This is a genomic window from Erythrobacter sp. SCSIO 43205 (assembly GCF_019904235.1).
Lineage (GTDB): Bacteria > Pseudomonadota > Alphaproteobacteria > Sphingomonadales > Sphingomonadaceae > Erythrobacter.
This window is the reverse complement of record NZ_CP063202.1, coordinates 2,118,351-2,140,231: the sequence shown is the minus strand read 5'-3', so window position 1 is coordinate 2,140,231 and position 21,881 is coordinate 2,118,351. Positions and strand designations below refer to the sequence as shown.

20 protein-coding genes and 1 tRNA gene are annotated in these 21,881 nt (G+C 55.6%); 6 read left to right on the top strand and 15 right to left on the bottom strand.

The features are described 5' to 3' along the window. Positions 1 to 4: 4 nt before the first annotated feature. The 11 genes from mazG to INR77_RS10065 form a co-directional block, all read right to left on the bottom strand. Positions 5 to 790 carry a nucleoside triphosphate pyrophosphohydrolase gene (mazG, locus tag INR77_RS10115; RefSeq protein WP_223070942.1) on the bottom strand — a complete coding sequence of 262 codons (786 nt, stop codon included), beginning with the start codon at positions 788 to 790 and terminating at the stop codon, positions 5 to 7. Between the two features lie 64 nt (positions 791 to 854). Beyond that, on the bottom strand, positions 855 to 1,037 hold the full coding sequence (locus tag INR77_RS10110; protein ID WP_223070941.1) for a hypothetical protein: 183 nt from the start codon (positions 1,035 to 1,037) through the stop codon (positions 855 to 857). Beyond that, the gene (locus tag INR77_RS10105; protein WP_223070940.1) at positions 1,034 to 1,816 is read right to left on the bottom strand and encodes an MBL fold metallo-hydrolase; all 783 of its coding nucleotides are present in this window, start codon (positions 1,814 to 1,816) and stop codon (positions 1,034 to 1,036) included. The genes INR77_RS10110 and INR77_RS10105 overlap by 4 nt, the downstream gene beginning before the upstream one ends. Further along, positions 1,813 to 2,589 (bottom strand): TatD family hydrolase, encoded by a 777-nt coding sequence (locus tag INR77_RS10100; RefSeq protein WP_223070939.1) that lies wholly within the window; start codon positions 2,587 to 2,589, stop codon positions 1,813 to 1,815. The genes INR77_RS10105 and INR77_RS10100 overlap by 4 nt, the downstream gene beginning before the upstream one ends. Positions 2,590 to 2,594: 5 nt before the next feature. Next, positions 2,595 to 4,154, bottom strand: a complete 1,560-nt coding sequence (gene metG, locus INR77_RS10095; protein ID WP_223070938.1) for a methionine--tRNA ligase — start codon at positions 4,152 to 4,154, stop codon at positions 2,595 to 2,597. Continuing rightward, a complete protein-coding gene (locus INR77_RS10090; protein WP_255573730.1) occupies positions 4,147 to 5,121 on the bottom strand; it encodes a DNA polymerase III subunit in 975 nt (324 codons plus the stop codon). Before INR77_RS10090 ends, metG begins: the two co-directional genes overlap by 8 nt. After that, entirely contained in the window at positions 5,118 to 5,762 is a 645-nt protein-coding gene (gene tmk, locus INR77_RS10085) for a dTMP kinase (protein WP_223073512.1), read from the bottom strand. The genes INR77_RS10090 and tmk overlap by 4 nt, the downstream gene beginning before the upstream one ends. Positions 5,763 to 5,770: 8 nt before the next feature. Continuing rightward, entirely contained in the window at positions 5,771 to 6,946 is a 1,176-nt protein-coding gene (locus INR77_RS10080) for a D-alanyl-D-alanine carboxypeptidase family protein (protein ID WP_255573729.1), read from the bottom strand. Positions 6,947 to 6,996: 50 nt separating this feature from the next. Further along, on the bottom strand, positions 6,997 to 8,058 hold the full coding sequence (locus INR77_RS10075) for a lytic transglycosylase domain-containing protein (protein WP_223070937.1): 1,062 nt from the start codon (positions 8,056 to 8,058) through the stop codon (positions 6,997 to 6,999). A 62-nt stretch (positions 8,059 to 8,120) separates the two neighbouring features. Further along, positions 8,121 to 8,858 (bottom strand): sulfotransferase, encoded by a 738-nt coding sequence (locus tag INR77_RS10070; protein ID WP_223070936.1) that lies wholly within the window; start codon positions 8,856 to 8,858, stop codon positions 8,121 to 8,123. Continuing rightward, a complete protein-coding gene (locus INR77_RS10065; RefSeq protein ID WP_255573728.1) occupies positions 8,855 to 9,769 on the bottom strand; it encodes an aminotransferase class IV in 915 nt (304 codons plus the stop codon). The genes INR77_RS10070 and INR77_RS10065 overlap by 4 nt, the downstream gene beginning before the upstream one ends. Before the next feature lie 72 nt (positions 9,770 to 9,841). Between INR77_RS10065 and INR77_RS10060 the strand changes: the two genes are divergently transcribed. The 5 genes from INR77_RS10060 (at position 9,842) to INR77_RS10040 (ending at position 17,265) form a co-directional block, all read left to right on the top strand. Further along, a tRNA-Ser gene (locus INR77_RS10060) sits at positions 9,842 to 9,931 on the top strand. A gap of 158 nt (positions 9,932 to 10,089) precedes the next feature. Next, the gene (locus INR77_RS10055) at positions 10,090 to 11,130 is read left to right on the top strand and encodes an EAL domain-containing protein (RefSeq protein WP_223070934.1); all 1,041 of its coding nucleotides are present in this window, start codon (positions 10,090 to 10,092) and stop codon (positions 11,128 to 11,130) included. Between the two features lie 142 nt (positions 11,131 to 11,272). Beyond that, positions 11,273 to 14,215 carry a S8 family peptidase gene (locus tag INR77_RS10050; protein WP_223070933.1) on the top strand — a complete coding sequence of 981 codons (2,943 nt, stop codon included), beginning with the start codon at positions 11,273 to 11,275 and terminating at the stop codon, positions 14,213 to 14,215. Positions 14,216 to 14,322: 107 nt separating this feature from the next. After that, complete coding sequence (locus INR77_RS10045; RefSeq protein WP_223070932.1) at positions 14,323 to 16,800, top strand: ATP-binding protein; 2,478 nt, start codon at positions 14,323 to 14,325, stop codon at positions 16,798 to 16,800. Between the two features lie 72 nt (positions 16,801 to 16,872). Further along, positions 16,873 to 17,265, top strand: coding sequence for a response regulator (locus INR77_RS10040; protein WP_223070931.1), 393 nt, complete (start codon positions 16,873 to 16,875; stop codon positions 17,263 to 17,265). A gap of 20 nt (positions 17,266 to 17,285) precedes the next feature. Here INR77_RS10040 and lpdA read toward each other — a convergent pair whose 3' ends face one another. The 3 genes from lpdA to INR77_RS10025 form a co-directional block, all read right to left on the bottom strand. Beyond that, a complete protein-coding gene (gene lpdA / locus INR77_RS10035) occupies positions 17,286 to 18,701 on the bottom strand; it encodes a dihydrolipoyl dehydrogenase (RefSeq protein WP_223070930.1) in 1,416 nt (471 codons plus the stop codon). A gap of 5 nt (positions 18,702 to 18,706) precedes the next feature. Further along, positions 18,707 to 19,081 carry an acyl-CoA thioesterase gene (locus tag INR77_RS10030; RefSeq protein WP_223070929.1) on the bottom strand — a complete coding sequence of 125 codons (375 nt, stop codon included), beginning with the start codon at positions 19,079 to 19,081 and terminating at the stop codon, positions 18,707 to 18,709. A 173-nt stretch (positions 19,082 to 19,254) separates the two neighbouring features. Further along, complete coding sequence (locus INR77_RS10025) at positions 19,255 to 20,649, bottom strand: 2-oxo acid dehydrogenase subunit E2 (protein WP_223070928.1); 1,395 nt, start codon at positions 20,647 to 20,649, stop codon at positions 19,255 to 19,257. Positions 20,650 to 20,829: 180 nt separating this feature from the next. Between INR77_RS10025 and INR77_RS10020 the strand changes: the two genes are divergently transcribed. Next, positions 20,830 to 21,282 carry a universal stress protein gene (locus tag INR77_RS10020; protein WP_223070927.1) on the top strand — a complete coding sequence of 151 codons (453 nt, stop codon included), beginning with the start codon at positions 20,830 to 20,832 and terminating at the stop codon, positions 21,280 to 21,282. 35 nt (positions 21,283 to 21,317) lie between these two features. On the opposite strand, the gene INR77_RS10015 is transcribed toward INR77_RS10020, so the two are convergent. After that, positions 21,318 to 21,833, bottom strand: coding sequence for a peroxiredoxin-like family protein (locus tag INR77_RS10015; protein ID WP_223070926.1), 516 nt, complete (start codon positions 21,831 to 21,833; stop codon positions 21,318 to 21,320). Positions 21,834 to 21,881: the final 48 nt, after the last annotated feature.

Here is a 21,881-nt window from a genome sequence, read left to right as displayed (position 1 = left end):
AGGCCTAACCTTGGGCCTTTTCTAAGCCTTTGACTTTCTGCCAATACGCCTCTTGCTCATCAAGAGAGAGGGTGGCGAAATCTTCGCCGTCGGCCATAGCTAGCTCCTCCATCTTCTTGAAACGGCGTTCGAATTTGGAGTTTGACGCCTTGAGTGCGGCTTCTGGGTCGACGCCGTAACGTCGAACGATATTGACCGCGACGAACAAGACATCGCCAGCCTCCATCAGCCGCTCTTCGTCGCTTGCAGTGGCCAATTCCTCAAGCTCTTCTTCCAGCTTTTCCTTCGGGCCTTTTACATCGTGCCATTCAAAGCCGACCCGCGCCGCGCGTTTTTGCAGTTTGTCTGAGCGCATCAATGCTGGAAGCGCTTTTGCCACGCCGTCCAATGCACTGGCTGAACCCGCATCACCGCGTTCGGCCGCTTTGATGTCTTCCCAACGCTGGTTTGTCATCGTCCCGGCTTCATCGCCGAATATGTGCGGGTGGCGGCGTTCCATCTTGTCGCTGATCGAGCGCGCGACGTCGTCAAACGTGAATTCGTCAGCCTCAGCCGCCATTTGTGAATGGAAGACCACCTGAAGCAAGAGATCGCCGAGTTCAGATTTGAGTTCCGCCATGTCCTTGCGTTCGATGGCATCTGCGACTTCGTAAGCTTCTTCGATGGTATAAGGCGCGATCGTTTCAAAGGTTTGCGCGGTATCCCATTCACAGCCGCGCACAGGATCACGCAGGCGCGCCATGATTTTGAGCAATCGGTCAATTTGAGGGGACTGGTTTTGGCTGGCCATCAGGGTAATTGATCTACCTGCATATCAGAATGATAATATATATTATGTTAAATTGAAGGTGGCCTCAGTTAGGGAGCGTCGCCCCCATCAGGTCTGCGATCAGGAACAGTCCAACGAAGACTGCGAGCCAAATCAATGCCAGCCGCACCATTTTGCCCCATCCCATGCGGAAACTCGCTAGCGCGCTGCCAGCCAGAATGAGCCAACCCAGCAGTGCGACGATTGAAATTATGGAGCCTTCACTCATGCCACCATCTCCAAGCCATCATATCCGACGGTCACAAAGTCCGGTACTTCATCACATAATGTGCGATAATCCATGCTCTTGTCGAGATGGCTAAGGACCAGCTGTTTAGCTCCCGTGCGTTCTCCCAGCTCGATCGCCATCGCCAAATGGGCGTGCGTCGGATGCGGTTCGCGGCGCAGGCAGTCACATACGAGGATGTCGACGCCGTCAAACGTATCGATCATTTCATCTGAAATTGATGAAAAATCAGTCGCGTAAGCAATCGACTTGCCATCCGCATCGAAGCGATAGCCCGTCGTTTCTCCAGGTCCATGTTCCATCTGACACCATTCGACACCAAAGCCGGCAACGATCCGCAAGTGTTCAAGCGTCGAGATGCTGCAAATATCGGGATAGCCGTCCTGATTGGCAAAGACATAACCAAACCTCTGCCGCAGTCGCCGCACGGTTTCAGTGTGGGCGTAAGCTGGAATTGGGCCGCCGCGCCCATAGCGGAGCACCCGCAGGTCATCGATCCCGTGACAATGATCCGCGTGATCATGCGTCCAAAAAACCGCATCCAATCGGTTGATTTTGTTGGCCAAAAGCTGTGCTCGACAATCCGAACTCGTGTCAATCAGAATACGTGAGCCAGCGTCGCTTTCAATAGCGATGGAAACCCGCGTTCTGCGGTTTCGCGGTTCATTCGGATCGCAATCGCCCCAGTCGCCCGTGCCATCAGGTCCACCGACACGCGGCACACCCGTCGATGTGCCAGAGCCGAGCATCACGAACTTCACAGGGCAGCCTTTGAAAAAAGCTTGAAGAAGTTTGCCGTGGTTTGCGCAGCCAAGCGCTCGGGATCGGTGCCGCGTAGCTCAGATAAAAAGCGTGCAGTATCAGCGACGAAGGCGGGCTCACACGACTTTCCCCGGTGCGGCACGGGCGCAAGGAACGGGCTGTCTGTTTCGACCAAAAGGCGACCCTCAGGCACTTCGATAGCAGCGGCTTGTAAGTCCTTGGCGTTCTTGAAAGTTACGATTCCCGAAATCGAGATTGTGAGACCAAGATCGAGCACCTTGCGACCGAAATCGGCTGACGCGGTGAAGCAATGGATGAGCGCTGGAAACGCGCCCTTCTCCATTTCATCGGAAAGGATTTCATAGGTGTCATCCTCCGCATCGCGCGTGTGAATGATGACAGGCAGTCCGGTTTGCCGCGCAACGTCGATATGCATTCGGAAGAGCTTGGCCTGAACCTGTCGGTCGGAATATTCGTAGAAATAATCCAACCCAGTTTCACCGATCCCGATCACACGCGGGTTCTCTGTCGCAGCGAGTAATTCGGCGCGCTCCAAATCTTTGTGGTCGTCGGCGGCATGAGGATGGATGCCAACGCTCGCAAAGACATCGCTTTCACGGTTGGCGGTCGCAACAACCTGTTCCCATTCCGCGCGTTTGGTGGAGATATTGAGGAAGGCCCCCACCCCTGCCTCGCGCGCCCGTTCCAGAACACCGGCCTGACCTTCGACCAGCCCTTTGTACTCAAGATGGCAGTGGCTATCGACCAGCATTCGCCCTACCCTTCGGCCGTTTCGGGCAGCTCAAGGCGCGGGAAGAGAGGCGTTGGCTTCTCAATCTGGAAACCACTGCTCGCCAGAGCCGAATACCACTGCGAAAGTACGCCATCGTAACTCCGGCAATCTGATGGAACACCCATCATATCAAGGAGTTTTGTCGCACTTGCGGGGATCACAGGCTGAATTGCGATCCCAAGCTGCGCAATGCAGACATAGAGCGTGGCGAGAACCGTTTCCATCCGCTCAGGATCGGTTTTGCGCAGTGCCCAGGGGGCCTCCGCATCGATGTAAGCGTTACAGGCGAAAACCGCTTTCAACCAGGCTTCGACGCCTTGTTGAAGCTCCAGTTTCTCGAACGCCTCGGGTACGTCGGTCGAAACCGCCTTTTTAACCTCGGCGAACAATGCATTGTCGGCGTCGGTGTGACCGTTAACCTGAGGAAGCTTGCCTTCGAGATTCTTCGCGATGAAGCCGAGAGTGCGCTGCGCAAGGTTACCAAATGCATTACCCAATTCGCCGTTCGAACGCTCAATGATAGCTTCAGGTGAATAAGAGCCGTCCTTGCCGAACGACACCTCGCGGATGAGGAAGTAGCGGAGCGCGTCGACACCGAATTGTTCAGCGAGTTCGAGCGGGTCGGTGACATTGCCCAGCGACTTTGATTCTTTCTGACCTTTGTTGAGCAAGAACCCGTGACCAAACACTTTTTTCGGCACTGGAAGCTTTGCGCTCATCAAGAATGCGGGCCAGTAAATCGTGTGAAATCGGACAATGTCCTTGCCGATCAAATGGAGGTCAGCGGGCCAGAACTTGACCATGTTTTCGGTTTCATCGGGAAAGCCGAGCCCTGTGAGGTAGTTGGTCAGCGCATCAACCCAGACATACATTACATGAGTATCTGAACCCGGAACTTTCACGCCCCAATCGAAACTGGTGCGGCTGACCGAAAGATCGCGAAGGCCCCCTTCGACAAAAGCGATCATCTCATTACGACGGCTTGCAGGCTCAAGAAAACCCGGCGTTTTCAGCAGCTCAAGCAGCGGCTCTTGATACTTTGAGAGGCGGAAAAACCAGCTTTCCTCGACCGTCCATTCTACCGGCGTCCCATGAGGTGAGAGCTTATCATCCCCCTCGCCCTCGACCAACTCGCTTTCATCATAATACGCTTCGTCTCTGACTGAATACCAGCCTTCGTAGCGATCAAGATAAAGGTCGCCAGCCTCTTCCATTCGCTGCCAGATTGCTTGGCTCGCTTTGTGATGATCGGGCTCTACTGTCCTGATAAAACGGTCAAAACTGATGTTGAGCGCTTTATCCATTTCCTGAAAATAGCCTGACATTTCGTCGGCAAGCTCGCGCGGAGTGCGGCCCTGTTCCTCAGCTTTGCGGGCCATCTTTAGCCCATGCTCATCGGTCCCTGTTTGAAAACGCACCTCGCGCCCACGCATACGTTGAAAGCGAGCGATGACATCGGCAGCAATACCCTCATAGGCATGACCGATGTGCGGGCGGCCATTGGGGTAATTGATCGCAGTGGTAATATAGAAGGGTTCAGCCATGGGCGTGCTCGCTAGCCTCGCTTGGACGACAGAGCAAGGTGCCGATTTCAAGGCAAAGTAATCCATTGTCGAAATTGTAAGCTGGAGCCTGGGCCGCGAGGGTCGATAGTTCGGTGTAAACATCGATCAAAGCGGCGCGTTCGCGTGAGTCATCGCTGGCCCTTGCTCGCTGTGCGACTATGGAGAGTGCCAATTCAAACATCGCTGCCATCCGGTCTTTATCCGGACGCGGGCCAATGATCTTTGCAAGGGCCGTTCGCCCGCCCAAGTCCCTGTCTCCATCGACCAAAAGGCGGGTTATTTGATTGGCGACAGGTTGTAAATCCTGCTGCGCAAACTGGAGCGCCGCGCCAAAGGATCCCTCTGCTGCCTCAATCGCAGCAGAGTGGTCGCCTTCTTGCCCAGCATTTTGCAGCATTTCTCGAAGCTCTGCATCTGTGAGCCCGGGGAACCTAAGTACCCGGCAGCGTGAGCGGATCGTAGGCAGCAGGCGCGATGGGCTATGTGTGACCAGCAGGAAGTACGTGCCTTCGGGCGGCTCCTCCAGGCTTTTGAGCAAGGCGTTGGAAGTCGCGCGTTCCATATCATCGGCGGGGCTGATGATGACCACGCGTCTCGATCCCAGCGTTGGGCGAACAGTCAGGCGGCGCTGCATTTCCCGGATTTGAGCAATGCGGATGCTGCGCGCCAGTTCAAACGGCTTGCCGGCTTCCTGTGCTGCAATCGCCTTTTTGTCTTTGGGACCGTAGGTCACGGTCAGAATATCGGGGTGCTCACCTTGAGGCTGTGCGACGCCCTCCTGCGCTACCAACTCACGTGCCGCCGCTAGCGCAAAATCCTGCTTACCAAGCCCCTTTTTGCCCGCAAGGATCCAGCCGTGGTGCATTCGCGCGCTCGTCATCGCGCTGCGCCATTGGTGCCAGGCATCTTGATGGTTCGGCCAAGTGAAGACGGACGGTTCGCTCAACGCATTGCGCCTTTCAGCAAGGGGGCAAGAGCGTCCATTATACGGCAATGCACGTCTTGCGCTGTGCCCGATCCGTCAATGAGCACAAACCCTTGAGGGTCGGCTTCGGCTAGCTCACGAAAGCTGGCGGCAACAGCATTATGATATTGCGCACTTCGCCCACCAATCGCATCGCTGACATCACCATCGCGTGCGCTCAGGCGCTCTCGCCGCGCATCATCATCCACTTCGAGCAAGAGTGTACAATCAGGACGAAGGCCATTGCTGCCAAATTCGTGCAGTGCACGGATGGCTTCGTCTCCAAGGCCCCCTGCCCCACCCTGATAAGCCCGGCTTGAATCGACAAATCGGTCACAGATGATCCATTCTCCGGCATCAAGAGCAGGGAGGATCAGCCGCGCAACATGATCCGCGCGCGCTGCTGCGAAAAGCAGCGCTTCGCTTTGTGCATTCCAACCATCACCGGGAGGATTGAGAAGAAGTTCACGGATAGCTTCGGCGCCTGGTGTGCCCCCCGGTTCGCGGGTTGTGGTCACTTTAAGGTCATGTTGAGCGCGAAGAGTCTCAGCGAGCAAGCGCCCTTGAGTTGATTTGCCCGTTCCCTCCCCCCCTTCAAGGGCGATAAACCTGCCACGAGACATCTTGGAGGTCATACGAACCACCCCATAAAGCCATTCCAGATGCGAGTGAAGAACCCTGCTTTTGCAACGTCTTGAGATGCTACGAGGGGAATGCGAGCAGGTTCCAGCCCGGGCACGGTCACGAGGAGTGTCGCCACCCTCTTTCCGGCTGTGATGGGGGCATGGAGCGGACCATCATAGGCAATCGACATCGTGACTGCACTGCCTTCCACTCTGGGTAAATTGACATATACCGGCCCGGAAGTTTGCAAATCGACCCAGCTGGCGGCCCCGTTTTGGACGCGTGCTTTGCCAACCAATTGGCCGCTTTCCACCACTTTGTTCCTGTCGAACTGTGCGAAGCCCCATTCAATCAGATTCCGTGCCGCTTCGCCTCGCGTGCTTTCCTTATTCGCTCCTGCGATGACGACAACCAATCGCTGTCCGTTGCGTTTGGCCGTACCAAGGTATCCAAGGCCCGCCTCGCTTGTGAAACCTGTCTTGATACCATCCGCGCCTTTAACGCGCCCAATCATCGGATCGCGATTGCTTTGCGCAATGTCGTTAAACCGGAATCCGGGCTGGCCGATGTAACGCTTAACCTTGTCCGGATGGCGCTCTGTGAGCGCTTTGGCGAGCCGCACGAGATCATTGGCTGTTGTAAAGGTGCGCCCCTCATCGGGCCATCCATTTGGCGTTCCAAAGTGGCTATTTGTCATACCGAGCGCCCGCGCGCGGCTATTCATTGCGTCAAGCCACGCATTGACCGTGCCCGCTTGCCCTTCAGCAAGGGCGATCGCTCCGTCGTTGGCTGAAACATTGGCGATGCCCATAAGCAGGTCGCTTACTGCCACTTTCGCCCCATTCGGGATGAACATGGTCGAGCCCTGGCGGTGCCATTCGGCCCATGTTTCTTCGCGCATTTGAAACCGCTGCGAAGGCGTAAGGGAGCCTTCGTCTATCAGCTCGAAGGCATGATAAAGCGTCATAACCTTGGTGATCGAAGCGGGCACGAAACGGCGCTCTGCCTCGCGGGCATAAAGCACTTGATTGCTTGTCACATCGACCAAAAGGGCGATTGGCACTTCTGCTTTGGGTGGAACGGGCGCAGTGCCTTGTGCGGATGCGGCATACGGCACCGCCAACAATGCGATGGCCGTCAAGGCCCACTCCAGCGCCAGATTGAAAGGGTAACGTGTTCTCACGACGCCATCTATAGGCCCAAGATCACGGTGATGCGAGTGCCGGAGCGCGCCTAGTTCACGATTTCATCAGCCAAAAGCCCGACGCTCATCGCGTAATAGTTCGAGCAATTGTATTCGAGTATGACGCGGTAATTGCCTGTGAGAAGCCACGCAGGCTTTCCCGGACCATCCGGCTGAAACAACGATGTGAGTGTGTCGTCAGGTAGCGGACGTTGCGGTTGAACGCCGAGCGCGCGCCATTCGGCGACTGTTTTCCATTGGCTATGCCGTTCGTGAACGCGCGGACAAACAGGTGCCTGAAGCTTCGTTCTGTAAGCGTCTACATTAAATCCGGATGGGACATAGGCGCGAACGCCCCAGGGCTGTCCCGTACGCCATCCCGCATCGCGAAAGTAGTTGGCGATGGATGCAAAAGTATCGGCGCGGTTGGAGAATATGTTTGCGCGGCCATCGCCGTCGCCATCTGTTGCGAGCCGCAAATAAACAGAGGGTAAGAACTGCGGATTGCCAAACGCCCCCGCATAGCTTCCCACCAATTCGTCACGCGAATACCCTTTATCTGCAACCTGCATCAAAGCGAGCCATTCGCCTTCGAAAAGCTCACGACGGCGTCCTTCCCAAGCGAGTGTTGCAAGGCTGCGCGAAAGGTCGAAATTGCCACGAATACGGCCATAGCTTGTCTCGTGCCCAAAGATTGCGATGATGATTTCGCCCGGCACACCATATTCACGCTCAACCGCGCGCAAAATGCCGTTGTTGGCGCGGTAAACCTGACGCCCGGTACCGATCCGCGTCGGGTTCACGTGCTTTGCAATGTATGGTGCAAGGTCGGGATAGCCACGGCGCGTAGGAGTGCCCGGCTGTCCCTGATCCAGGCGGATAACGGTCGGATTAGGCGTAAGCCCTGATGTCATGCGTTGGATGGTCCATTCCGACACGCCCCGCGCGCGGGCCTTTGCCTTGATCTGTTCCAGATAGGCGTCAAACGCGATACCATCGCGCGCGGCGACTTGCGCATTGGCAGGGGCGCTCGGAGCGATTTGCGAGATCGCTCCCACACCAATAACGGCAGCGGCAAAAAGGGCGAATGAGGACAGTGTGCTATGCTTCATGATGTGGTTGTATTGTCTTATGATTGAATAGGCCATGACCAGAATATCGGTTTGCCCCGAAGTTAGTCACCTTTGATCGCAAAGCGGGTAAGAAATTCATAGTCGTCTCTGCACTCTTCAGCGACGTCCTGGAAATCAGCATCGAGCTGCGGCATTGCTCCGGGCGGCTTACCGAAACCTGTCGAGGCATTGACTTTGTCGTACCAATGCGAACCCCAGATACCATCCTGTTTGTGAGGGCCCCTTTCCCACGAGAGCATGGCCGTGTCCCAAGGTATTCCAAGGGCTTGGCACAGATTTTTGAGAGACTTTGCTGGGTCGAGCAAGATGTCATAGCTATCAATCACAGGGGGCGCTTGTCCGGCCTTGTCCGCCAACAGTTCAAAATACGCTCGCTGACGGGTGATTCCGAGGTGCTCAGGCCGGATCTCTGTTCGTTTGTTCGCATAGCTCGCGGCGACACGGATGGGGTCGCGGATCAGGAAAGCGTGCCGTGTTTCGGGAAAATCCAGTATACTCACCGGGCCTTCCATATGGTGCGGCATATGTTTTTGATACCATATCGCACTGCCATCGGGCGCATCACCGTTCTGAGCGTTTTTCACGCTTTCCCAATCGCAATCCATATCGGCGATAATTTCATCGATCATCGGCTGCGGGTCGCGGGTTGTCTTCAGGTAAGCGCCGTAAAACGGCTCATCACTGACGAACGTGTCCGCGCGCGAGGAAAAGCTGCGCATCATTGCGGTTGAGAGGTTGCGCGGTCCCGACCACATCGCAATCCGGATTGTCTCACTCATGCGACATCCCTGTCCATTAGCTCGCGGTAAAGGCTCTGCAAGCGCTCCACCATAGGGCCACGCGAAGGCGTCATAGCGCGGCCATCGATCTTGGTCACCGGAACCACGCCTGCGAAGGTTCCAGTCACAAAGGCCTCATCCGCTCCGTAAACATCGGTGAGAGAAAAATTCTTCTCATACACCGGGATGCCAGCCTCGCGGCACACCTGAATGACATTGCTGCGCGTTATGCCGCCAAGGCAATAATCTCCACTTGATGTCCATACTTCACCTTTGCGAACGATGAAGAAATGGGTGGAATTGCAGGTCGCAACAAATCCATGAGGATCGAGCATCAAAGCCTCATCCGCACCTGCCTCAGTAGCCTGAATACAAGCGGTGATGCAGTTGATCTTGGAGTGTGAATTCAGCTTCTGATCCTGAACCGCAGGATCCCCTCGTCTGACGTGCACGGTAAACAGCCGGATTCCGATTTCTATCGTACTGGGCAGCGGGGTTTTGTATTCGGGAATGATCACAATGGTTGCAGGCGAAATCACAACGCGCGGGTCTTGATAGGGAGTTGAGCGAATGCCTCGTGTCACCATCAGTCGGATATGCACGCCTTCTTCATCGCGCATAGAGTTGCCGTCGATTGTTGCGTCAATGCGATCTGTAAGCTCTGAGCGCGTCAGGCCGATATCCATCGCAATCGCTTTTGCGCCTTCATAAAGGCGGTCCAGATGCGCATCGAGAAAGGCAATTTTGCCGCGATGGAGGCGCAAACCCTCCCACACGCCATCGCCGAGCATAAAGCCGCTGTCGAATACTGAGACACTCGCCTCGGCGCGCGGGACCAGTTCACCGTTTACATTGATAAAGATTGCATCATTGCGCGGGTCAGCTTCGAAATCATGTGTACCTTGGGCCAAGGATTTTCGCTCCATAAATGAAAAGGAGGGGTGACAGAATCAAACTACATCGTTAGCGAGCATCCCCCAAGCGGACAGTTGGCAGAGTGGTTGAATGCACCGGTCTTGAAAACCGGCAAGGGTGCAAGCCCTTCCAGGGTTCGAATCCCTGACTGTCCGCCACTCAAGTTTCATTCCCTGATAAATCATCCCAACCTGCACTGATACCATCAGTGATAGGTTTGGCGCGCTACTTCATTGCGCGCCAGCGGCAATACCGCGAAATTGATGAGGACACAGCCTTAGGAAAAATTTGAGTTTTCAGCGCTAGGGCAAAAACGATGTCCTATTCTCTTTTCGTGCTTGTCTGTGTCCTGATTGCCGCCGCCGCGCTTGCGGGTTGGTTTGCGGCGCGCCTGACCTATGACGCACATGAGGTGCCATCGAGAGAGGATAAGCGTCAAAAAACCTCCCCCACCCTTGAGAGCTCCGGGAAAGAAGATCGAACCAAGGCTTTGAAAAGGTCACAGCCGGGGACAGCAAGTGCAGCCAGCGGTAAGACTGAGTCATCGCATATTGCATCATCAGCAAGGTCCGCGCTGCGCAATGGGCTGACCCATTTGGCATATCAGCCGAAATTGAATTTGCGCCAACAGTGCTTTGGCTCTGCCGAAGCGCTCCTTCGTTTTGATGATAGCAAGCTGCGCAGCAAATCGATCAGTGACATTATTGCGGCAGCCGAGCAATCGGACATCATCGAAGAACTCACCTTGTGGACAATGAAGCAAGCGGTCGAAGATCAGCTCGAATTGATCGATCAAGGCATTGGTGTAACGACGTTCATCAATCTGTCCGCCTCGCTCATTTCCGACAGTGAGTTCACGCTGAAGGCGATTGACGTGATCAAGGGCGCGTGCGGCAAGGTCGGGATCGAAATCACTGAAACTGCAATTATCGAAAATACGCAGCACGCTCTTGCAAACCTTGAACTCTACCGCGCCGCCGGAGCACAAATTGCGATTGATGATTATGGGACAGGGTTGTCATCCCTGAGCTATCTTAAACAAATGCCCGCGCAAGAGCTTAAGATCGACCGTGAGTTCATCAAAGACCTCACCAGCTCTCACAGAGATCCGATGATCGTTCGCTCGACCATCGAATTGGCTCATGCTCTGGGGTTGAAGGTCACCGCTGAAGGGATTGAAGACGCGACCCAATTGGCTTTGTTAAAAGTTATGGGTTGTGATTTGCTGCAAGGTTTCTTCATCGCCAGACCCATGCCGTTAAGCGCCCTGATCGAGTTCCTCTCGGACGAAGAAAAGCTCAAATCTGTAATGAATCCAGAAGTTTCCCTTCTTCCGCGACGCGTGATGAAGCCATAACCTGCGCATAGATTAGCAAAGGTTCACAGGGTTTTCAGTAAGGTCAAGTTAACCCACCACGTTACGAAGCTGAAAAGCCCTCATCCTGCATTTTCACTCCATATTGGATGCGAATCGGCTCGCGTCCCACGAGGAATCGAAAATGAAGAGGTTCAGGTGCAAAACAGGTGCCATGGTTGGCACAGCGGCAGCCGCGATCGCCTTGGCTTCGCAGCCCGCGCTCGCGTCTGGCGGTGACGCAGACCAGGTTGCCGACCAAAGCGAAGCGGTCGAAGCTGAGCAACAATCGCCCGACGTGACCTTCGATCCGTTTGGCGGACGCATCCGCATATTTGATGGCAATGTCGATTCCATGGGCGGTCGCATTCGTATCTTTGAAGGTGACATCGACGCCATGGGCGGTCGTATCCGCATCTTTGAGGACGATATCGACCCGTTCAAAGGCAACATCCGCATCTTTTGGGGTGACCTGACCCCTGAACAAGGCGAGCTTGATCCCAAGGCGGGCCGTATCCGCATCTTCACAGAGGATTTCTACGTGCAAGCCAATGCTCTCCTCGCCTCGTGGGAAAGCGGCAATCCAGCAGATTTCGAAGCGGGGATCACACATCTGATCTCAAGCGGTAAAGCGCAGTGGGAAGACGAGATCCTCTCACAAACCGGCCAAAGTTTTGAAGAAGGCTTTGCTGATGATTTCTTTGCCAAATGGAACCTTGATCCCAACGACCTGACCAGCATCCGCGAATGGGATGCGTGGACACGTCAGGCGTTCCTGATCGCGTGGCACGACAACCTGTTGAACTTTTCAGGAATGGATCAGGTCGACCATTGGATGAATGCGGTCAATTGGACCCCGGCGGTCACGCAAATCCAGGGCGCTGGCGACAATACGACGATCGGTGTGCTCGATTTCTTCGCACCTGCCGACGCTGATGTGAATTCAAAGACGGTTTATTCCGGCGGTTATCAGAATATCGACAATGATCACGGCGCAGCCGTCTCAAGTCTGCTGGTATCTTCCCACGATGGCCGAGGCGTTATGGGTATTGCACCCGGAGCCACCATTGCAGGCTACAACCCTTTCGATGAGACATTCACCGCAAGCTGGGAAGATGTGCAATCCGGTATCGTCGCTGTGGGTGAAGCCGGCGCGAGCGTCGTTAACCTCTCGCTGGGTGTCTCAGGCTACACCTTGCCAAGTGAATGGCGCGATCTGTTCGACGACAAGGCGGTTGAGAAATACCGTGACAATACCGTCTATGTGATTGCAGCGGGCAATGACGGGATTACCCAGACACAAGATGTCGATTTTGAAGGCGCGCTTGATACGACGTTCATTGTCGTGGGCTCCGTTGATCCGTTTGGCGAAATTTCAGGCTTTTCCAACCGTCCGGGTGAGGCTTGCCTGCTCGACAAGAAAGGCGATTGCGGCAAGGTTGATAAAAACTGGTACAAGAAATCTGATTATCTCAAAGAAGCTGGTCCGCTGATGTATCGCTTCCTGGTGGCTCCGGGGGAGCAAATCCTTGTCTCCGATGGGCAAGACGGCGTCACCCGCGCATCGGGCACCTCGTTCGCTGCGCCGCTGGTTTCCGGGGCCGTTGCCCTCATCCAGGAGCGCTGGCCATGGCTCAAAAACCACCCGAATGATGTGGCTAAAGCCATCCTCGAAAGCGCCCAAGACCTTGGCGAACCGGGGGTCGATCCTGTTTATGGCTGGGGAATGCTGAATATCGAAGCAGCCCAATCCGCGCTCGATTTCAACGATTTGAAATATTACCTCGCTGATGAAAACGGGCAGGCGAAAAAGTCCGAAAAGAGCAAGGACCTGCTGAAAGACGGCTTCCAATCATCGTGGAGCGCCGATGATATGTACTTTGTCGCTTTTGAAGACCTCCTCAAAAGCGATCGCGATTTCCTCATCCCGCTCTCTACCCGCTTGTTCAACACTGCGGTCAATGGTCAGACCATGCAGGAATTCATGTACCACCGTTTTGTACAGTGGATGGGCGATAATGGCGCTGGAAGCGGTTTTACCACCGGCTTTTCGGACATGAACCAGACCCCTGCGGTGCCGTTTGGCGACGGTTGGAGTTTCTCCATGAGCGGGCGTCTCAACACGGTCGTCGGTGATCGGCAATTGCTTCAACCTCAGCTGGAAAGCACGGTTCAGATCAACGCTCCTGATGGCGCATTTGGCTTTGCCTTTGGTCAAGGCGACAGTTCGGCTTTGTTGGGTGGCCAACGCAATCTTGGCCTGCGCTCTGATTACAATCCAGTGACCGGCGGCGCGAACCCGCTTCTCGGCTTTGCCGCTGGCGGGTCACACGTCTCTGCCCGCGCTACATTGGTAGATGGTTTGAACTTCAGTCTCGCCGTTACCAATCGCGATGGCGGTATCGAAGAGAGGATCGCGCGCGAGGACTTTGGCCTTGAGCAGCGCGAATTTCTTGAGGACCGCGGCGATTATCGTTCAACGGCGACCACAATGCGCCTCGACTACGACCTTTCGAGCGCCTCCCGGATCTCGCTCGCCTTCACCATGCTTGATGAGCAGGACGCATTGTTTGGCGTGCGCTCGGTTGAGGAGAGCGACTTTGGCAATGGTGCGCGTTCGACTGGCGTTACCCTCGCCGCTGATTTCAACCTTGGCGAAGGCGTGAGTGTCTTTGGCTCTGCCACCGGATCGCGCAGCACCGGTTCAGACTACGCGAACTTGCGGGTGCAAGGTGCCCTTTCCAGCGCATTCCAACTGGGCGTCGCCAAACAGGGCGTATTAGGCAGCGGCGACAGCCTGCGTATGACAGTGGCACAGCCGCTTAAGCTCGAACGCGGTGAAATTGAAGCCGAGCTGGTTGCCGTGGTGGATCGCACAACAGGCGAAAAGGGTGTCATCACCGAGCGTTTCGACATTGCAGACGGCCAGCAACGCCGCTTTGTGGCAGAAGGCTATTACGCTGCGCCAGTTATGAAGGCGCAGGGTGAGGTGAGCCTGTTTGGCCGCGCTGAACTTCGCCCAAGTGCCAATTTCAGTCAGGAAACTTCCGATTACCTTGGCGGGGTCAAATTCCGCCTCGCTTTCTGAACACGTTCTCTCAAGGCAAAGCATCCCGATTACGGGGGCTAAGTTGGCTGAAAACGGGTAAAGCAAGTTGGTCGTTTGTTAACTGCGCTACTTTAAGGCAGGAGGTAATGAGATCACTCTTCGCCTCCTTTCTGCTAATGCTTGCGTCGGTCACTGGCTTGGCGCCGCTTTCGGCACAATCGGGCGTACAGGATGGGCCCACTGCATTCGATACAGCCATCGAAGCGGCGATGGACACTATGATGGCCGATCCCGAAGCTGCTCTTGTGTTCTCGCAAGAGGCGCTGGAATTGGCACAAAAACAATCTGACGACGAGCGCGATCAAAATCGTGCAACCGCTTTGTGGCTCAAAGCGGAATCGCTCATTGGCCTTAATCGCCTTGATGAGGCCGGCGACATCGCAACCGAAGCGCTCGCCCTTGTTAAAAAGGCTGCCCCCGGGACCAAGCTGAACGGCGATGTCTTGCGCTCGCGCGGCGCGGTTCGAGCTTTGTCTGGCAATGTTCAGGATGCGCTTACTGATTATCAGGCGGCTCACGAAATCTACCGCAGGGCTGGCATCAAGCGCAGTCAGGCCATCGCGCTCAACGATCTTGGCCAGATTTATTGGGAGGCGGGCGACTATCAACGTACGCTCAAATATTACGAACAAGCCGTTGAGATATATAACGACGATCCGGGATTTCGTTTGGGCAACCACAACAATCTTGGCGAAACTTACAAGATGCTCGAACGCTACGGCGATGCTGAGCGCGAATATGAGCTTGCGATTGCGGCCGCGCGCGAACTTGGGAGCCCGCTTCTCGAAACGCGGATATTGTCCAATCTGGCATTAGTGCAAATTGAACAGGGCAAGCTGGCCTCTGCCGAGCGCACAACTGCGCGCGCCCTGTCATTGGCTCGCAGCGGAGAGGCGGCAGACTGGCGCGATTTCGTATATGGCGTTCAGGCCCGGCTTGCCTATGAAAGAGGGCAAAATAACCGCGCCGCACGATTGCTCGATCAAACTTTTGCGGGCGCTGACTTGAGCGAAACAGACCTGCTCTTTCGCGAATATCATGCACTTGGTGCCAGAGTGTTTGAAGAGATTGGTCAGACATCAAAGGCGCTTGCTCATCTGCGTGCGTTCCAGCGGCTCGACGGTCAGGCGCGCGATCTTGTTTCATCGGCCAGTTCTCAACTGCTTGCTGCAGAATTTGACTACGCCAACCAAAACCTTCGCATTGCGCAATTGAAGCAAGGCCAGCTTGAGCGCGATATTCAGATAGAGCGCGAACGCTCTGAATTTCGCACAATGGCCTTTGTCGGCATTGCCGTGGCCCTTTCTATCGTGCTGGCGCTCACGCTTACCGCATTCTTCAGCATCAGGCGCAGCCGCAATGAAGTGCGTGCTGCGAACGAAGAACTGACCCTCGTCAATGCAGATCTTGAGCACGCCTTGAAAGCCAAGACCGATTTCCTCGCTATGACGAGTCATGAAATCCGCACCCCGCTGAACGGGATATTGGGAACCGCCCAGGTTCTCCTCGCAAGCCGCGCGCTTGACGATGCGAATATGAAGAGGGTCAAGCTTATTCAAAGCGCAGGCTCAACCATGAAGGCGCTTGTCGATGATTTGCTCGATGTGGCGAAGATGGAAAGCGGCGAGGTGAGCATCGAAATGTCTCCGACCTCGATTGAAGCGCTCGTCAAAGACGCGGGGTATCTGTGGGCTGACAAACTGCGCGAAAAGAACGTCGAGTTCGCGTCAGACACAAGTGACCTGCCCGCCTTGATTGAAACAGATGGCGGGCGCGTGCGGCAGATTATCTTTAACCTCCTGTCAAACGCGGTGAAATTCACCCGAGAGGGGTCAATTTCCTTGCGTGCGTGGCACGACAAGGAAGCTGGCGATGTGATTATCGAGGTTGCTGACACCGGAATCGGCATCCCGGCTGAGCAACAGTCGAAAATATTCGAGGCCTTCCATCAGGTCGATAATGCGACAACCCGCGAGTTCAGCGGCACAGGGCTTGGGCTTTCGATTTGCAAAAACCTTACCGCAGCACTCGGCGGTCGTATGGAGCTCAGCAGCGAAGTAGGAAAGGGGTCAACTTTCCGCGTCATACTGCCTGCGATCGAAGTCGAAGCGCCTTCAAATAAAAATGACGAGCGCCCCACCAGCCTGAGCGAATGCCGTATGGGGCTGCTTGAGGCCAATCCGATGAAGCAGGCCATCTTGATGGGGCTCATCGAACCCCATGCCAAGTCGATGACAGGCCTGTCCGATGCGAAAGCCTGTATCGAGGCGATAGATGCAAACGCTGTGGATCACGTGGTTCTTGATGCGGGCTGTGTGGGTGAGGATGAGGCCACTTTAGCAGACCTGCGTGAGCTATTGACCCATGCTAAAGCGGCAGGCGTTCCGACCACCCTCCTCTTCTCACCCAAGAGCGGGCTTCCAATTGAGCAGATTACCCAGCTTGACCATTCCCAACTCTTGCTCAAGCCAATCGCAGGAGACGCTTTGGTTGCCACGCTTCACGAGTACTATGCCTCTGAAACCACGCCAAAAACCGAGAGTGACGTCGCCAACGCTGCCTGATTGCCTAGCCACTTGTAACATTTTGTGAATGAATTTTCGTTAGTTTCCAAACGGGAATTAGCGGAGCTTTCAGTGCACATCCTCTATGTCGAAGATAATGCGATGAACCGGCAAGTCGTGCGCGATATGCTGGACGTTGCTGGTGCGACAATGGTTGATGCACCCGATGCCGAAAGCGGTCTTCGCACGATTGAGGAACAGGATTTTGACCTTGTCCTTATGGACATTCGTATGCCCGGTATGGATGGTCTGACCGCGATTGAGCATATGCGCGCCATGTCCGCTCCCAAATCTTCGCTTCCCGTTATCGTCGTCACCGCCGACACATCTGCTGATCTTCGCGAGCGGTGCGAGGCGGTTGCCGCTGATGATGTCATTATGAAGCCAGTCGCCTTGCAACAGCTTCTTGCGTCAATCGGGCGCGTGATGGCGAAAGACCGCGGCGCAGCCGTGATGCTCGACTGAGCCTGAGGCCCCCCACCCCATCAAATATGCAGCGCCTTGCCGTAGGCATCGAGGACGCTTTCGTGCATCATTTCTGACAGTGTCGGATGTGCAAATACCGTTTGCATAAGCTCTGCTTCGGTCGTCTCCAGCGTCTTGCCCACGGTGTAGCCCTGGATCAGCTCGGTGACCTCTGCGCCTACCATATGCGCGCCTAAAAGCTCGCCGGTCTTGGCATCGAAGACGGTCTTGATGAACCCTTCCGCTTCGCCAAGTGCAATCGCTTTGCCATTGCCGATAAAGGGAAAGTTGCCGACTTTAAGCTCGTAGCCCTCTTCCTTCGCCTTGGCCTCGGTAAGCCCCACGCTGGCGACTTGAGGATGGCAGTAGGTGCAGCCCGGAATGTTTGAGCGGTCCATCGCGTGCGGGTGCGCCTCTTCATTTCCAAGCTCTTGCGCAATGGCTTCGGCTGCGGTCACGCCCTCATGGCTGGCCTTGTGAGCAAGCCATGGCCCGGGCGTGCAATCGCCAATCGCCCAAAGACCATCGGATTTGGTACGGCCATATTCGTCGATCTGGATGAAGCCCTTGTCCATCTCGACAAGGTTATCAAGGCCGATATTTTCGGTGTTGGGCACAATGCCGATGGCGGTGATAACGTGGCTGAACTCAGTCGTATCCGTGTTGCCATCCTTATCCTTGATCGTCGCGCTCACGCCCTTGTCGGAGACTTTCAGGTCTTCCACCCCTGCCCCGGTCATAATCGCAATGCCTTGCTTGGTGAGGCTCTTTTCGAGGAAGGTCGATACGTCCGCATCTTCCACCGGCACGATCCGGTCGAGCATTTCAACGACGGTCACATCAACGCCAATGTCGTTGTAGAAGCTTGCAAATTCGATCCCGATCGCGCCCGATCCAATCACCAAAAGCTTGGTCGGCTTTTCGGGCGGGGTCATCGCATGGCGATAGGTCCACACGCGCTTGCCATCCGCAGGTGCAAACGGCAGATCGCGCGCCCGTGCACCGGTGGCAACGATGATATGCTTGGCGGAAAGCTCTTCATCGCCGTCCTCACTCTTCACCGTCAGAGAGGTTGGGCCCGTCAGCTTACCCTCGCCCATATGGACGGTGATCTTGTTCTTCTTCATCAGGTGAGTGACACCCTGATTAAGCTGTTTCGCAACGCCGCGCGAACGCTTCACAATGGCTTCCAGATCAGCCTCAATCTCACCAGCGACTTTGAGGCCATAATCGCTTGCATGGCTCATCTGATGGAACACTTCTGCAGAGCGCAGCATCGCTTTGGTCGGAATACAGCCCCAGTTGAGACAAATGCCTCCAAGCAACTCGCGCTCAACAATCGCAGTCTTCAATCCCAATTGCGAGGCACGAATGGCCGCCACATAGCCTCCAGGACCAGAGCCCAGCACAATTACGTCGTAGTTTGGATCAGCCATCATCGTTATCCTTGGGGAGGAAGTGGTAAGGGTTTGTCGTTCTCATCAAGAGCGACGAATTTGAAAGTACCAGCGCACACTTTGATAGTGTCTTCGCCATTGCGAGCGCGTGCAATGCCCTCGGCCTGAATAGCCATCGATGTGCGCCCGGTTTGGGTGATTTCGCAATAGATTGAGAGTTCATCTCCGACCTTCATCGCACCGGGGAAGGTGAAATCGGTGGCGTGCACAACCACAGCTTTCGCGTTCGCGGTGCGGCTCGCCAAAGAACCTGCCCCCAGCGCCATTTGAGCCATCAACCAGCCACCAAACACCCCGCCATAGGGGTTGAGATCGGTTGGCATGGCGGTCGCGCGGATTTGAGGTTGGCGCTCAGACATCACAGGGTATTCCCTTCATCGGCGACCTGCGTTTGAGACACTTGAGACACTGTCCAAGGGGCCAAAAATCTTCTCGCTCAAAAACGGTTGAAAAAGGCGGTTTTTCAAAAGGAAAAGGGACAATTTCATCGTGCCTTTCACTCAAGCACACAAGGCAGCTTGTAGGACAGTGCCTACACCACCAACCCCATCGGGTTCTCGATCAGGCTGCGGAATTGATCGAGCAGTTTTGCGCCGTCCACACCGTCAATCGCGCGGTGGTCAAAGCTTCCCGTCACGCTCATCACTGTTGCGACGGTCAATTCGCCATCGACCACATGGGGCCGCTGTTCGCCTGCGCCGACTGCGAGGATCATACCTTGCGGTGGGTTGATCACCGCATCGAACTGCTTGGTGCCAAACATACCGAGGTTGGAGAGCGAGGCGGTGCCACCTTGATACTCATGCGGTTGCAGTTTTCCCTCGCGCGCTTTGCCGGCAAGTTCTTTCATCTCGGCGGAAATCGCGGCCAAGCTCTTATTGCCCGCATCGCGGATGATCGGGGTGATGAGGCCACTTGGCGCAGCCACCGCGACCGAAATGTCGGCGCGGCTGTATTGGTGCATCACATCGCCTTGGAAAGAGACATTACACTGCGGCTCTCGCACAAGCGCCTTGGCGAGAGCCTTGATGATAAGGTCGTTGACCGAAAGTTTCACACCGTCTGCTTCAAGAGCCGCATTGATTTCCTTGCGCACTTTCAAAAGCGGATCGAGGCGCACATCGACCGTGAGATAGATGTGCGGGACGGTTTGCTTTGCCTCAGTGAGACGGCGCGCGATGACTTTGCGCACATTGTTGAGCTTCTGCTCCTCATATGGCGCGTCAAGGTCATTGGCAGGGGCCGGAGCTTTCTTCGGAGCGTCGCCAGCTGGCGTTTTAGCAGTATCTTCTGGCGGCGTGTAATTGTCGATGTCCGCCTTGATCACGCGGCCGCCTGGCCCAGAACCACCCACGTCTGCCAAATCAATGCCCTGCTCGCTGGCCATCTTCCTTGCGAGCGGCGAGGCAATCACGCGGTCGCCCGATCGCAGCTCAACAACATTGGACGTGGCTCCGGCAGCGGCCTCGACATCGGCCTTAACAATTCGCCCTTTCGGCCCCGTGCCTTCGACAGCGGCGAGGTCCACACCTTCGCTTGCAGCGATACGCTTAGCGAGCGGGCTCGCTTTAGCGCTGGTATCGGTTGAAGTTGGCGTGGGCTTTGCCTTGGTTTCTTCTTCGGCTTTCGGTGAGGGAGCCGGTGCCGCATCAGGAGTGGGCGCGTTAACATCACTTGCGTCCTCGCCTTCTTCGGCAAGCATGGCGATGACCGTGCCTACTGTCACGTTCTCCGTGCCGTCCTCGACGATGATTGCGGCCAAGGTTCCCTCATCGACTGCTTCGAATTCCATCGTTGCCTTGTCGGTTTCGATCTCGGCCATAATGTCGCCAGCGGCGATTTCATCGCCCACTTTTACAAGCCAGCGCGCCAGCGTCCCCTCTTCCATGGTCGGTGAAAGGGCGGGCATTTTCAGTTCAATCGCCATTGGCTAAGCAAATCCCCAGTAAACTTTTAAAGTCCCCTTTCCGGTACGGCTTGCAGGGCCGAGGGGCAAGTCCCTGAATTCGTCTGCACAGCGCCAAAAGGGCGTTCGCTTGCAAATTGGGGAAAGTTTCGTGATACCTTTGCCAAACAGCCAGGCACGTGGCCGGACATAAGGACATCAATGCGCACATTTCTGGTCATCATTGATGAAAGCGACGAAGCGCGCGCGGCGCTGCGCTATGCGGCAAGGCGCGCAGTGCAAGTTGGCGGCGCGGTGCATTTGCTCGCATTGGTGACGCAGCAGAATTTCAGCGCCTTTGGCGGTGTCCAGGCCACGATTGAGCAAGAAGCGCGCGACCGGGCTGAGATGCTGGCAAATGGAATTGCCGGAAATCTGCTCGCTGAAAGCGGGATTATGCCCACGATTTCGGTCAAGATCGGCAATGGCCCCAAGATCGTGAGCGAATTTCTGGCCAGCCATAAAGAGGTGGCAGCATTGGTGCTTGGCGCGGCTGAAGGTGGCTCGCCCGGGCCATTGGTTACGCACTTTGCTGCAAACGCGGGGAGCCTTGGGTGTCCGCTCTACATCGTTCCAGAGGGATATGATGAGAAAATGGCCGACCACACCGGGTGATCGACCATTCGTATTGGTTCAATTTGTTTGGATTATCAGCTGTGTGTCCCGCGCGTGGGATAGCCCTTTTCGACCATGAAATCGATGCCTTTGAGCAATTCATCGAGCGGTGGGCGGGTGAACGGTGCATTCTGCACGCTGGCAAAGGCCAGCTTGCCATCCGGCCTTACCAGAAACATTCCGGGCTCTGAGAATACAGCGGGTTCGTCGCTGTCTTCGCGCGCCTCGGAAATATACAATCCCCATTCGCGGGCCGTCTCTTCGTTCATATTATAGGCAAGGGGGAGGTCGCCTGTTTCCCACTCCTTATCTACGACCATGGCGCGTTCTTCGCTGTCCATGGAGGCGGCGATCACATTGATGCCGCGCTTGGTGAACTCTTCCAGTTTCGAGCCGAGTTTGGTCAATTGCTGTTTGCAAATCGGGCAATGCTTGCCGCGATACATGACGACCAATGTGAAATTTTCAGGGCTCTGTTTTGACAGGTCATAGCGCGCCCCAATAGTGAGCGGCAGGTCGAGTGCGGGTACGTTTGTATCAGGCTTGATCACGTCATTTCTCCTTTGCCTTACCTACAGGCGCGAGGAGAAATGGTTGCA

Bases quoted from the DNA above. Each gene is read 5' to 3' on its own strand.
- INR77_RS10110 (WP_223070941.1), bottom strand. From the start codon at position 1,037: ATGAGTGAAGGCTCCATAATTTCAATCGTCGCACTGCTGGGTTGGCTC.
- mazG (WP_223070942.1), bottom strand. From the start codon at position 790: ATGGCCAGCCAAAACCAGTCCCCTCAAATTGACCGATTGCTCAAAATC.
- metG (WP_223070938.1), bottom strand. From the start codon at position 4,154: ATGGCTGAACCCTTCTATATTACCACTGCGATCAATTACCCCAATGGC.
- INR77_RS10055 (WP_223070934.1), top strand. From the start codon at position 10,090: ATGTCCTATTCTCTTTTCGTGCTTGTCTGTGTCCTGATTGCCGCCGCC.
- tmk (WP_223073512.1), bottom strand. From the start codon at position 5,762: ATGTCTCGTGGCAGGTTTATCGCCCTTGAAGGGGGGGAGGGAACGGGC.
- lpdA (WP_223070930.1), bottom strand. From the start codon at position 18,701: ATGGCTGATCCAAACTACGACGTAATTGTGCTGGGCTCTGGTCCTGGA.
- INR77_RS10020 (WP_223070927.1), top strand. From the start codon at position 20,830: ATGCGCACATTTCTGGTCATCATTGATGAAAGCGACGAAGCGCGCGCG.
- INR77_RS10075 (WP_223070937.1), bottom strand. From the start codon at position 8,058: ATGAAGCATAGCACACTGTCCTCATTCGCCCTTTTTGCCGCTGCCGTT.
- INR77_RS10100 (WP_223070939.1), bottom strand. From the start codon at position 2,589: ATGCTGGTCGATAGCCACTGCCATCTTGAGTACAAAGGGCTGGTCGAA.
- INR77_RS10045 (WP_223070932.1), top strand. From the start codon at position 14,323: ATGAGATCACTCTTCGCCTCCTTTCTGCTAATGCTTGCGTCGGTCACT.
- INR77_RS10050 (WP_223070933.1), top strand. From the start codon at position 11,273: ATGAAGAGGTTCAGGTGCAAAACAGGTGCCATGGTTGGCACAGCGGCA.
- INR77_RS10030 (WP_223070929.1), bottom strand. From the start codon at position 19,081: ATGTCTGAGCGCCAACCTCAAATCCGCGCGACCGCCATGCCAACCGAT.
- INR77_RS10025 (WP_223070928.1), bottom strand. From the start codon at position 20,649: ATGGCGATTGAACTGAAAATGCCCGCCCTTTCACCGACCATGGAAGAG.
- INR77_RS10070 (WP_223070936.1), bottom strand. From the start codon at position 8,858: ATGAGTGAGACAATCCGGATTGCGATGTGGTCGGGACCGCGCAACCTC.